General features: G+C 44.7%; 10 protein-coding genes. 8 read left to right on the top strand and 2 right to left on the bottom strand.

Translation table 11 applies throughout. The annotated features are described in order from the left end of the window. Positions 1-6: 6 nt before the first annotated feature. From GBI16_RS02295 to GBI16_RS02260, 8 genes are all read left to right on the top strand, one after another. On the top strand, positions 7-1,509 hold the full coding sequence (locus GBI16_RS02295) for an AAA family ATPase (protein WP_086209811.1): 1,503 nt from the start codon (positions 7-9) through the stop codon (positions 1,507-1,509). Between the two features lie 38 nt (positions 1,510-1,547). Then, positions 1,548-2,912: an AAA family ATPase gene (locus GBI16_RS02290; protein WP_086209683.1), complete on the top strand. Its 1,365-nt coding sequence runs from the start codon at positions 1,548-1,550 to the stop codon at positions 2,910-2,912. A gap of 360 nt (positions 2,913-3,272) precedes the next feature. After that, positions 3,273-6,116: a monovalent cation/H+ antiporter subunit A gene (locus GBI16_RS02285; RefSeq protein ID WP_086209684.1), complete on the top strand. Its 2,844-nt coding sequence runs from the start codon at positions 3,273-3,275 to the stop codon at positions 6,114-6,116. A gap of 1 nt (position 6,117) precedes the next feature. Further along, a complete protein-coding gene (locus tag GBI16_RS02280) occupies positions 6,118-6,483 on the top strand; it encodes a Na+/H+ antiporter subunit C (protein WP_086209685.1) in 366 nt (121 codons plus the stop codon). Next, positions 6,483-8,291, top strand: a complete 1,809-nt coding sequence (locus tag GBI16_RS02275; protein WP_086209686.1) for a monovalent cation/H+ antiporter subunit D — start codon at positions 6,483-6,485, stop codon at positions 8,289-8,291. Before GBI16_RS02280 ends, GBI16_RS02275 begins: the two co-directional genes overlap by 1 nt. 2 nt (positions 8,292-8,293) lie before the next feature. Continuing rightward, complete coding sequence (locus tag GBI16_RS02270; RefSeq protein ID WP_151706435.1) at positions 8,294-8,815, top strand: Na+/H+ antiporter subunit E; 522 nt, start codon at positions 8,294-8,296, stop codon at positions 8,813-8,815. After that, the gene (locus GBI16_RS02265; protein ID WP_086209688.1) at positions 8,812-9,087 is read left to right on the top strand and encodes a monovalent cation/H+ antiporter subunit F; all 276 of its coding nucleotides are present in this window, start codon (positions 8,812-8,814) and stop codon (positions 9,085-9,087) included. Before GBI16_RS02270 ends, GBI16_RS02265 begins: the two co-directional genes overlap by 4 nt. A gap of 11 nt (positions 9,088-9,098) precedes the next feature. Further along, complete coding sequence (locus tag GBI16_RS02260) at positions 9,099-9,494, top strand: Na+/H+ antiporter subunit G (protein ID WP_086209689.1); 396 nt, start codon at positions 9,099-9,101, stop codon at positions 9,492-9,494. Between the two features lie 112 nt (positions 9,495-9,606). On the opposite strand, the gene GBI16_RS02255 is transcribed toward GBI16_RS02260, so the two are convergent. Continuing rightward, positions 9,607-10,011: a ribosome-binding factor A gene (locus GBI16_RS02255; protein ID WP_086209690.1), complete on the bottom strand. Its 405-nt coding sequence runs from the start codon at positions 10,009-10,011 to the stop codon at positions 9,607-9,609. After that, complete coding sequence (gene infB / locus GBI16_RS02250; RefSeq protein ID WP_151706434.1) at positions 10,011-12,710, bottom strand: translation initiation factor IF-2; 2,700 nt, start codon at positions 12,708-12,710, stop codon at positions 10,011-10,013. The genes GBI16_RS02255 and infB overlap by 1 nt, the downstream gene beginning before the upstream one ends. Positions 12,711-12,717 lie beyond the last annotated feature (7 nt).

The raw sequence follows: 12,717 nt of genomic DNA, 5'->3' as shown, positions 1-12,717 counted from the left end.
TTGCCTGTGTCGAATATCATCAAACCGAGCGCGACTTATGAGCAAGCCATTGCCATTGATAACGCACGTCTGGGCAAATCGTTTAAAGTGATTGCCTATGCAGGCACAGGTAAAACCACTACCCTGCAAATGATTAGCGATGCCATGCCACAAAGACGTGGCATGTATTTGGCATTCAACAAAGCCATTGCCAGCGAAGCGCAAACGAAGTTTCATGGCAATGTCGACTGCCGAACTTTCCACTCGCTTGCTTTTCGCAGTGTTCCACGTGGAGTGACCGACAAACTTCGTCTACCTCGCTTAAGTCCGAGTTTTATCGCAAAAGAATACCGTCTTGAACCGATTACCTTAAGACGGATGATGGGCGGACGTTATGAAAAATATGTGTTGATGCCATCCCGTTTGGCCAGCCTTGTGGCCAATGCCGTGAGTCACTTCTGTTCAACCAGTTCTCAGTACCCAGCACCGCGTCATTTACAAGCACCGAGCTGGTTGCATCCCGATGACATCGACTCACTACAAAAGCACCTCTACCCTGCCATTGAACGTCGTTGGTTAGAATCCATCGACCCTCATCATCAAGCGGGGATTGGTCACGACATTTATTTAAAACTGTGGGCACTGTCTGAACCGAATATCCCAAGTGACTATGTGTTATTTGATGAAGCCCAAGATGCCGATCCGCTAATGTTGGGCATCTTACTGAAACAGCGCAATACGCAAGTGATTTATGTCGGTGATGCCCACCAACAAATTTATGCATGGCGTGGCGCAGTCAATGCCATGCAACAACTGCCTTTGCCTGAATCGCGCCTCACCACCTCGTTCCGTTTTGGTGAAGAGATTGCATTACATGCCAATGCTATTTTAGGTGCCTTAAATGAAACTGTACCGCTCATGGGCAACCCTCAGCTCAACTCTAAAGTGGTCAACAAACCCCATACCAAAATGCGCGATGCGATTTTATGTCGCACCAATGCCCGCGCTATGGAACTGTTACTCTCAGGATTGGTTCATGGCGATAAAGTCAGCCTACAAGCCGACCATGTCAAACTGAACCGCTTTGTCGATGCCGCAGCGATGCTGAAACAAGGTAAACGCGTCACCGATGTGCCTGAACTGGCATGGTTTAATTCTTGGCACGATGTACATGAATACTGCGAAACCAATGACGGCAGTGACATCAAGCCTTTAGTGAAATTGGTAGATGATCATGGCACCGATCCACTCAAAAAAGCCCTTGCGAAGATTACACCGATTGAACAAGCGGATTATATTATTTCCACCGCCCACAAAGCCAAAGGCTTAGAGTGGAACCGCGTTCACATCGAAGATGATTACCAATTTAAGGTCAACGACAAAGACCATAAAATTAGTGATGAAGAGTTAAGACTGCTTTACGTGGCTTGTACACGTGCTAAAGTAAGTCTAAATATTCATCACATTTACGACCTGATGCAACAGCTGAAAAAACAGATGCCAAGCTCATTGCGTAAAGTAGCTGGATAATCGAATGTAAAAATAGCAACCAGGTCTGCGGGTGTTCTATGAAAATTCAATCCATTCACCTGAAACACATCCTACATTTTGCTGACCTCAAAGTCGATTTTTCTTATCACGACAAAGCTGTCACTTTAATTTTAGGTGATCAAGCCTCAGGCAAAACCTCTATTCTGCGTTTTAGTTATCAGGCTCTGACTTGGTTTGCAGCCCGCTATAAAGATTTACGCTCTGCGGGGGTGGTGATGTTAGATCACGACATTATGCTGAACCGCCTACAGTCCAAAATTGATATTCAAGTTGCTATACCCGCTGAATTGTATGCTCTCAAACCTACAATAGCCGATGCTGCACCCGAACCTTATACATGGCAACTCTACAAAACCTTAAACCAACAAGGGATTGGCATCAGTCGAGTGGAAACCTTGGAACTCGAACAACTGGTCAATCTATATCAGCAGGCAACCCTACAAGATCCACTGCAAGGTTTACCGTTGATTGCGTATTATCCTGCGGAACGTTTTGTCAATGAGATGAATATTCTCAGCAAGAACAATCCCCTGATTTTCCAACATGCACATGCCTATGAAATTTCAGCTATTCCCTATACCACCTTTGCTCGTTTCTTTGAATGGTTTCGTGAAATCAGCGATATCGAAAATGCGCAAACTGCGCAGTTTTTACAAACGATACTGCATCAGCCCAAAAGTATGCCACCCGATATTCCTCTAAGCTATCAACTCACTCAGGCTCAAGCGCACATTCAGTCACCCAGCCTACAGGCGCTCAAGCAGGCTTTAGCAACCGTGCTGCCTGAGATTGAAGATATGTATCTGCAATATCATCCCAAATTACAACTGATGGTGCGCTATCAGGGCAACAGCATGCTCTATCAACAGCTTTCCAATAGTATCCGCAACTGGGTGGCACTCATTGGCGATATTGTGCGACGTTTATGCTTACTCAACCCTGAAAGCCTGTTCCCATGCTTAGAAGGTGACGGTGTGCTATTGATTGACGCGATTGATCATCAACTGGATCAAAATATGACACAAGTCATTTTAAAACGTTTAAATCAGGCTTTTCCTCGACTGCAAATTATCGCTTCAGGTAACCGAAGTGAGCTGCTGGAACAAGCCAACGAGTTTCAGTGCCTCAAATTGGAAAATAAACAATTAAGTCCGATCCAGCTCGATGCACTGCAACATCAGTTCGATGCCATTTACCAAAACCTTGCCAATCATGAAGCGACCAATGGAACCATCGAACCGATTGCGGCTGAACCTCAAGATTTAAATGTGGCTGAATTATTCACACAAATACAGCAGCAACTCTCTCTCGAACAGCAACAGCATTTGATTGCTTTACTCAGTGCTGAAGATGATGCCTCATCTACTAATCCATTATCTTAGCCGGCTTCATCAGTATCACCATTTCAACTCTAAAAACAGGCAACCAATGGTCGCTTTTTTACATTTCTTGCACTGAGAAAGTACCTCCTAGCCACCAAGAAACGACCATCATGCGTATAATGTTTTGCGTCAGCGCAAAAAAGATTGATGTTGTTTTAGTCATGTTATATGATCGGTTTTACTTGCAAATTTCTAACTGAAATCGGATTTTGCTATAACGCTTCATGAGTTGCGCAACACAACTTCATTATTTTTAAATTTCACATTGGCTTTCAAGATTGAAACTCTTGGGCTGCTCTTTGCAGTCCTGTAATCCTTGAAAGATGAGATTCACCAATAGGTTTTGACCTATTCACGACAATGGAAACGAGTGTGCTACCGATTATTATATTGTTACCGTTAATACTTGGCACAACCCTTGTCTCATTACTGAAGCAGAGCTCACGTAGGCTAACCGCCTTCGCAGCTGTTGGGGTCAGTATGACAAGTTTAGGCTTATTACTGACCCAAGCACGAGACGTGTTTAATGGCGCTGTCATTACGCAGTCGTGGTCGTGGTTGCCGCAGCTTGGCATTAACTTCAGTTTCCGTCTAGACGCTTTAGGCCTCCTCTTTGCCTTACTCATCAGCGGCATCGGAACCCTCATTTATATTTATGCCTATTTTTATTTAGGCCCCAAAAATTCTCTCAATAAACTCTATCTACTGCTCATGTTGTTCATGGCAGCCATGCTTGGAATTTCACTCTCCAATAATTTAATTTTACTCCTCGTTTTTTGGGAACTGACCAGTATCTCCTCTTTTCTGTTGGTCGGTTATTGGAGCAATTACGATGCGGCGCAACGTGGCTCACGAATGGCCTTGACCATTACGGGTATGGGCGGACTGGCCATGCTGGGTGGTTTCATCTTGCTCGGCCAAATCACTGGCACCTATGAGATTGATCAAATCTTGACAATGACCACACAGATTCAAGGTCATGCTTTATTTGTACCGACGCTGCTGCTGATTTTACTTGGTGCTTTTACCAAAAGTGCGCAATTTCCATTCCATTTTTGGTTACCCAACGCGATGGCAGCCCCGACCCCCGTGTCTGCTTATTTACACTCAGCAACTATGGTCAAAGCGGGGCTTTTCTTGGTGGCACGACTGTTACCGATTTTTGCAGGTGCGGCACTGTTCCATAATTTGGTCACGTTTATTGGCCTGTTTACCCTGTGTATGGCTGCATTTTTTGCCATCTTTAAAGAAGACCTGAAAGGTTTATTGGCCTATTCAACCATCAGCCACCTCGGCCTGATCATGTGTCTGTTGGGGATTGGATCACCATTGGCTGTCGCTGCGGCGATTTTTCATATTATTAACCATGCCACCTTTAAAGCAGCGCTGTTCATGATTGCGGGCATTATTGATCATGAGTCAGGCACACGTGACTTGCGTAAGCTTAGTGGGTTATGGCAACTGTTGCCTTATACCGCTACGCTAACCATGGTCACTGCCGCGTCGATGGCTGGCGTGCCCTTGACCAATGGTTTCTTATCTAAGGAAATGTTCTTTACTGAGCTGCTCAGCAACCTGTCTGGCCCTGTGCTCATCTGCTCTGCGATTGTCGCGACACTGGCGGGGATTTTTGCGGTAGCTTACTCTGTACGTTTAGTTCACGGCGTTTTTTTCGATGGTCCTGTAGGCCAACAAGTCCCAAACAAAGATGCACATGAGCCACCGTTTGGCATGCGTGCACCAGCCACTTTACTGGCGATTCTATGTATTTTAGTCGGCTTATTCCCTGCCCTAATGGTTGAAAACATCGTTAACAGTACAGCACGCGCCAGTACCCAAATGATGAATTTTGAAGGCACACATCTTGCCCTATGGCATGGTTTTAACCTGCCATTGTTGATGAGTGCTATTGCCTTGGTCGGCGGTCTAATTTTCTATTTCAGTCTGGCGAAAGGCGGCAAAATTCGAGAAATTGATCTTGATCCATATTTAGGTCGTCTGCAAGGTCGAGTGGCTTTTGACTTATTCCTAAAGTCACTCCTGCTCAACTCACGCAAATTTAAACGATTGACTGAAAACGGTAAATTACAGAGCTATCTGCTCTGGATTGTACTATTTAGCATTGTTTTAGTAGCCATTCCATTCTTGGGCCAAGGCATTAGCACAGGTACACGTGAACTCGCCCATGCTCCAGCCTTAGCGATCGTACTTTGGCTACTGTTATTCTCTTCATGCTGGATGATGCTTTGGTTTCACCATGAACGCATTAAAGCGGTATTGATCAGTGGCGCGATTGGTTTAGTCGTGACCATGATTTTTGTCTGCTTCTCTGCACCAGATTTAGCTCTGACACAAATCACCGTCGATGTGGTCACTACCGTATTGCTATTGATGAGTTTATCGCTTTTACCGCAACTCACACCGTATGAATCAAGTGTCTCACGTCGTTGGCGCGATGCTCTCATTGCGATTGGTGGCGGACTTGGCATTGCATGGATTACATGGCTCATTTTAACCCGTGATCACAACTCCATTTCATGGTTCTTCATGCAACAGTCGATTCCACTAGGCGGTGGAACCAACGTCGTCAATGTCATTTTAGTTGACTTCCGTGGTTTCGATACCTTTGGTGAAATTACAGTCCTCGGTATTGCAGGCATCGGTGCACTGTGTTTAATGGATGGTATGCGTGCTCACGGTACCACCATGACCCAAGGTCTCAGCTACCGTTTCAATCCATCGCCACTCATGCTTCGCATTAGCGCATCGTGGATTTTACCGATTGCCTTGGTGGTCAGTCTGTATATCTTCTTACGCGGGCATAACCTGCCGGGCGGTGGGTTTATCGCGGGTTTAATTACCGCTTTGGCCTTGATTATTCAGTACATGGCACTCGGTCAAGACCATGCGGAACAGCTGCTCAAAGCCAAATCAGGTCGTTTGTATGAAATCTGGATTGGTACAGGTTTAGTTATCGCAGGCTTAACAGGCTTAGGTGCATGGTTTTGGGGACGCCCATTCCTCACCAGCGCACACTTTTATGTGTCGCCACCAATTTTAGGCGAAATGCATCTTGCAACCGCAGCACTATTCGATGTCGGTGTTTATATTACGGTTGTAGGCGCGACCATGTTGCTCATTTCTGTTTTAGGTGACTCTCGTCACTCCAGCATGTCTGGTCCAGTCGTACCAAAGGGGGATTAATATGATTAGTTTAGAATTGTTACTTGCCTCCGCTATTGGTCTATTGACTGCAACAGGTATTTATCTGATTTTACGTGCTCGTACCTTTCCTGTGGTGCTTGGGCTTGCCATGATTGGCTATGCCGTCAATTTATTTTTATTTGCTATGGGCCGACTCCAAATCAATGCGCCTGCGGTACTCACCGAAGCCAGCAAAGCAACCGATCCCCTTCCACAAGCTTTGGTGTTAACCGCAATTGTGATTGGCTTTGCCACCACTGCTTTTATTGTACAACTGGCCTTACGCAGTCGCTATGAAACAGGAACCGACCACGTTGACTCTAAAGAAGAAATACCACAAATTGACCCACGTGAGGATGAGCCATAATGAATGACTTCATCCACTTTTGGACCGAACACACCCCAATTTTTAGTATTCTAATCCCTGCCCTTACCGCTTTTGTGTTGGTGTTATTGGGTAATCCGGGATCAGGTTCTTTAGCACAAGACTGGCGACAACCTTGGCGTCGGGGTATCAGTTATACTTCAGGTTTGCTCGGTTTATTCACCGCAGTCAACTATCTGATCTTTGCAAGCTCAGGGCAAATCAGCGTTTACAACCTGAGTGAATGGGCAGCGCCATTTGGTATTGTTTTGGTCCTCGATCAATTGTCTGCACTCATGTTGGTCTTAACCTATGCTTTGGCAGTTCCTGTAATGTGGTTTGCCAGTAAAGAATGGGATGAGCGTGGACGTTACTTTCATGCCATGTGTCATTTCCTGCTGATGGGTCTCACAGGCGCTTTCCTGACAGGCGACTTATTTAACCTGTTCGTGTTCTTTGAAATTTTGTTGATGGCCTCTTATGTCTTGTTACTGCATGGTCAAGGCAAAGCGCGTTTTCAACTGGGCATTCACTACGTCACCATTAACCTGTTGGCATCAGCCCTATTTCTGATTGGCCTTGGCATGATTTACGGCAGTGTCGGCAGCCTCAATATGGCGGATGTTGCACGTTTGATGCCATTATTAGAAGGCGATCAACACCGTATCGCGGTTGCAGGTGGGCTGTTGTTGTTTACAGTCTTTGGCATTAAAGCAGCCATGCTACCTGTCGGATTTTGGTTACCCAAAACCTATGCGGTGGCAACGACGCCTGTGGCGGCTCTGTTCACCATCATGACTAAAGTCGGTATTTATGCCATTTTACGTGTCAACGGCACCGTATTTGACGATGCAATTAGTCGTGAAATTCTGCAATACATTTTATTACCAATTGGTTTGATTACATCTGTCTATGGTGTGATTGGTGCGATGGGTGCGGAACGCTTACGTCGTTTCATTGGTTTTATGATTTTGTCTTCTGTAGGCACGATTTTAATCGCCATTTCCCTATTCAATACTTTGGCATGGGCAGCGGCACTATATTATTTGGTACACAGTACTATTATTGCAGCCGCGTTTTACATTTTAAGTGGTTGGATTACTTCACAACGCGGTGAATTTAAAGACCACTTTAAAATCGCACCTCAAATGAAACAGCAGAAGATACTCTCTATTACCTACTTTACAATTGCTTTGATGATGGCTGGTTTGCCTCCATTTAGTGGCTTCCTAGGTAAGGTTTTTATATTACAAGCAACCTCTAATTCACCTTATCAGTTGTTGATCATTTTGACGGTTTTGGTCGTCAGCTTACTCAGCATTATCGCCTTTACTCGTGTGGGTTTTATTCTGTTCTGGCGTGCAACAAAGCCTGAAGATAACCCTATCGAGCCTGCTTATACCACCTATCAAGCCTTGCCTGAGCAAGCACCAAAACGCAATGACAAAACCATTTATCTTTTATTGGTCGGTTTAATTGGCTATATGGTCTTTGCAAGTCCAATTCAGAAGTACACTTACCAAACCGCTATGCAAATCCAAAATAATGCGCTCTATGAACAAACTTTGCTTAAAACCGATGAGCATGGGCAAACCATTAGCGTACAACCGTTCGATAGTGAAAATTTACCTGAAACCAAATATGGTGGCGAACGCGTGGATCCAAATGCACATTTGATTCCATATTTAATTTCGGAAGAAACACTGGAAGGTGAACATATTTCTGAATACAAACAGCGTCAAATGCAACAGCAGCATCAGGCTGAAGAGCAACCAAACACAGAACGACTAGAACCTACGGTGGAGCCTTAAACATGAAAAAGACTTCTTTTCTAGTACGCTGGCTTCCTCACCCTTTTGTTTCGGTTGTGGTTGCACTTAGTTGGCTAATGCTGGCGCATAGTGTTGAAGTAGCGAGTTTAGTCATGGCAGTTTTACTCGGTATCTTTATTCCACGTTTCATTAAACCTTTCATTGCATATACGCCAAATATTGAATGGAAATCAGCAGTTAAACTACTTTTTGTCGTACTTTACGATATTGTGATGTCCAATATTACCGTGGCAAAACAAGTTCTAGGGCCGATTGATCGTCTAGAACCCAAATGGTTTCGTGTTCCGCTTGAAACGCAGCATGAGGAAGTCAATACACTATTGGCAATGATTATTACCACAACGCCTGGAACCGTTTCAGCAGGGATTGACCAAGATCGTGGGGATATTTTGGTCCACGCACTCAGCACTGATGATGCTGATGCCGAAATCCAAAATATTAAAGCGCGCTATGAAAAACCTTTGATGCAAATTTTTGGTGTTCAAGCAGGAGATAATGCATGACTATTTTACCGTATGCTCTCGGCATCTGTTTAATTGCCGTCACGATCTCAATGCTGCTGTGCTTGATTCGTTTAATCATTGGCCCATCCATCGTGGACCGACTATTAGCACTCGATACCTTATTTTTAAATGCCACCTGTTTGATTATCATTTTAGGCATTTACTGGGCCAGCACCTCATTGTTTGAAGGTGCGCTATTGGTTGCGATGTTAGGCTTTGTATCTACAGCCGCTTTAGCACGCTACTTCACCTCAGGTCATGTGATTGACTAGGAGCGATATAGATGCAACTCACAATGGAAATTCTGGTTTCAATTTTTCTCATGATCGGCACTTTCTTCATGCTGGTTGGAGGAATTGGAATGGTACGCCTACCCGACTTATTCATGCGTCTTCACGCACCCACAAAATCAAGTACGCTTGGCTTGGGCAGTTTTTTGATTGCTGCCATGATTTATTCTGCATTTCAAGGTCGCTTTGGTTTTCCTGAACTATTGCTCACCTTATTTGCATTTTTGACTGCACCAGTATCTGCTAACTTAATGGCACAAGCAGCATTGCATTTACGTTTACGCTCACTCAGTGGTGATGTACCAGAAGCTTTAAATCGCCCCTTACCTTGGCAACGCACGCGCCGTAGGGCTTTCCAAAAGCAGCATAATGATGATCTTTCTCAGTAACATAGAAATCACGGTCACACTCGGTATTTCTGACTCATTCAATTTGTAAATGTAAATGAAGCAAATAAAAAAGCCACCCTCGGGTGGCTTTTTTATGCTCAGTTAAACTGAATTACTCATCATCTTTTTTTGCTTCGTCAGCAGGTAAATCCTTCACTGCTTCTGCAATCAGACCAAACATATAGTTACCATATGCATTGGTTTTGTCGTAATGGAAACGCAAACGCGGTGTAATACGTGTCTTAATACGACGGCTGAGTTCATGACGCAAGAAACCAGATGCTTTGTTTAACACATCAAGTGTTTCTTTATTTGCTGCCTCACTTTGCTCATCGCCAAGCTCACGACCCATTACAGTCACATACACTTCAGCATAACCTAAGTCTGGACTTACTTTCACCGCAGAGATGGTCACAAGACCACCTAAGCGTGGATCTTTCAGCTCTTGACGGATCAATTCAGACAACTCTCGTTGTACTGTATCCGCCATACGCTTAAGACGTTGACTACCCGCCATTAAAGACTCCGTTTGATCAATTGAACATCGTACACTTCAATCTTATCTAGTGCTTTGATGTCTTTATAACCTTTCACCGCAAGACCACATTCCATACCAGCACGAACCTCTTCAACCACTTCTTTATAACGACGAAGTGATTCAAGCTCACCTTGGAACACAACCACGTCATCACGAAGGACACGAATTGGTTTGTTACGGTGTAATACACCTTCAAGTACCATACAGCCTGCTGCAGCACCAAACTTACTTGAGTGGAACACTTCACGTACTTCAGCCACACCTAGAATTGTTTCACGGTGTTCTGGTGCAAGTTTACCGCTCATCGCTGCTTTCACATCATCAATCAATTGATAGATAATTGAGTAGTAACGAATGTCGATGCCGTCAGCATCTGCTTTTTGACGTGCTGCGTTATCCGCACGTACGTTAAAGCCAAGAAGAACTGCCTCAGAAGATTCAGCTAGTGTCACGTCAGATTCAGTGATCGCACCAACACCTGAACCAATGACACGGACTTTAACTTCGTCTGTTGCAAGGTCAGCAAGAGCAACGTGTAATGCTTCCAATGTACCACGTACATCAGTTTTCAATACGACATTGACGATAGGTACATCTTTCTTGCCCATAGACGCCATGATATTTTCAAGACGCATTGCGCTTTGACGCTCAAGACGTTTTTGGCGTTCACGATCCATACGCGCATCCGCAACTTCACGTGCTTTCTTCTCGTCATTCACAACAAGAACTTCATCACCCGCCATTGGCGCTTCAGGTAAACCTAAAATTTCCACTGGAATTGAAGGACCTGCAGATTGAATACGTTTACCGTTTTCATCTGTCATCGCACGTACGCGACCATAAGATGCACCCGCAAGAACCAGGTCACCTACTTTCAATGTACCGTTTTGAACAAGGATAGACGTGACCGCACCACGGCTGTTGTCTACACGTGCTTCAATCACGACACCTTGAGCAGCACCTTCTTCAGATGCTTTCAACTCAAGTAATTCAGCTTGGATTGAAATAATATCTAGAAGCTCATCAATACCTTGACCTGTATGTGCTGAAACCATTGCAACAGGAACGTCACCGCCCCATTGTTCAGGAACGATTTCTTTCACAGTCAATTCATTCAATACGCGGTCTGGATCAGCAGACTCTTTATCCATTTTGTTGATTGCAACAATAATTGGCGTGCCAGCAGCACGTGCGTGATCAATCGCTTCAGCTGTTTGTGGCATTACACCATCATCCGCCGCAACAACCAATACCACGATGTCTGTCGATTTCGCACCACGTGAACGCATTGCAGTAAATGCTGCGTGTCCCGGAGTATCTAAGAATGTGATAATGCCTTTATCAGTCGTTACATGATATGCACCGATGTGCTGAGTGATACCACCCGCTTCACCAGCTGCCACTTTTGAACGACGAATACGGTCAAGCAATGATGTCTTACCATGGTCAACGTGACCCATGATAGTTACAACAGGAGGACGAGTCGTTTGAGCGCCACGTGCTTCTTCTGCTGCTTCAAGTAAGTTATCTTCAGCTTGGGTATCCGATACAAGAACTGGGTTATGGCCCATTTCTTCCACGATCAACGCTGCAATTTCTTGATCAATCGCTTGGTTTTGAGTTACAAGTTCACCCATTTTCATGAGCGACTTAATCACTTCGCGTACTTTAACTGCCATTTTCGCAGCCAAGTCAGCAACCACAATTGTTTCACCAATTTCAACATCATAAACTTGTTTTTTAACTGGTTTTTCAAAGCCATGCTTGTTTGCTTGGCTGGTTTTTAAACCACGTTTATGCGTGTTGTCACGGAAAGACTGTTCTTCACCACGACGACCACCTTTCTTCGGTGCACGCGCACCTGGTGTATTGGTACCACGTTTGATATCGCGGTCTTCTTTGGCAAATGAATCTTCATATGCTTGACCAACAAGACCCGCTGCAAGTGGAGAATCATCCACGACACGAATCGTTGCTGTTGCATCTTCATTTGAGTATTTAGACGCCATTTGACGCATTTGCTCAAGTGTACGTTGCTGTGCTTCTTCAGCTGCTTTACGACGAGCTGCTTCTTCAGTTGCTTTAAGTTGAGCTGCCTGAACTTCGCGCGCTTTTTTCTGTTCTGGTGTTTCAATCACTTTAACTTGTGCTTTAACCACAGGTTTATTGGTTGATTTACGTTTCACCACAACTGCTGCTTTTGCGACTTCTTGCTTCGTCGTTTCTTGCTTAGCAGCAGCACGCATTGCTTCAAAGTTTGCAGCTGCTTTATTTACAACTGGCGTTTCAGCTTTTGGTTCAACCATAGCTTGCACGTTTGCACGCGCTTGTTGCTCAGCTTGTGCTTTCGCCAAAGCTTCTGCTTTAATTTGTTCTGGATCTGGCTTAGTAAATGTATGCTTCTTGCGAACTTCTACATTAATTGTTTTCGCCTTACCTGATGTACTGGCTACTTTAGCCGTACTGGTCGTTTTACGTTTCAACGTGATTTTTCCTGCCTGACCATCGTCTTGACCATGAATTTTCTTCAAATGGTGCACGAGGGCATCTTGTTGTTCAGTAGAGATAATATCGTCCGATTTACGCTGTGGTAAACCTGCATCACGAACCTGCTCTAGGAGCTTCTCAACAGGGCGGTTCACGCTGAGAGCTAACTCTTGTATCGTCTTGTCCGTCATGTATGAT

The organism is Acinetobacter sp. TUM15064 (assembly GCF_008980265.1).
GTDB lineage: Bacteria > Pseudomonadota > Gammaproteobacteria > Pseudomonadales > Moraxellaceae > Acinetobacter.
Note: the sequence above shows the minus strand (reverse complement) of the source record. Positions and strands in the feature narration are given on the sequence as shown.

Excerpts from the sequence above, each read along its gene's own strand:
- GBI16_RS02290 (WP_086209683.1), top strand. The coding sequence starts at position 1,548 with ATGAAAATTCAATCCATTCACCTGAAACACATCCTACATTTTGCTGAC.
- GBI16_RS02285 (WP_086209684.1), top strand. The coding sequence starts at position 3,273 with ATGGAAACGAGTGTGCTACCGATTATTATATTGTTACCGTTAATACTT.
- GBI16_RS02280 (WP_086209685.1), top strand. The coding sequence starts at position 6,118 with ATGATTAGTTTAGAATTGTTACTTGCCTCCGCTATTGGTCTATTGACT.
- GBI16_RS02275 (WP_086209686.1), top strand. The coding sequence starts at position 6,483 with ATGAATGACTTCATCCACTTTTGGACCGAACACACCCCAATTTTTAGT.
- GBI16_RS02270 (WP_151706435.1), top strand. The coding sequence starts at position 8,294 with ATGAAAAAGACTTCTTTTCTAGTACGCTGGCTTCCTCACCCTTTTGTT.
- GBI16_RS02265 (WP_086209688.1), top strand. The coding sequence starts at position 8,812 with ATGACTATTTTACCGTATGCTCTCGGCATCTGTTTAATTGCCGTCACG.
- GBI16_RS02260 (WP_086209689.1), top strand. The coding sequence starts at position 9,099 with ATGCAACTCACAATGGAAATTCTGGTTTCAATTTTTCTCATGATCGGC.
- GBI16_RS02255 (WP_086209690.1), bottom strand. The coding sequence starts at position 10,011 with ATGGCGGGTAGTCAACGTCTTAAGCGTATGGCGGATACAGTACAACGA.
- infB (WP_151706434.1), bottom strand. The coding sequence starts at position 12,710 with ATGACGGACAAGACGATACAAGAGTTAGCTCTCAGCGTGAACCGCCCT.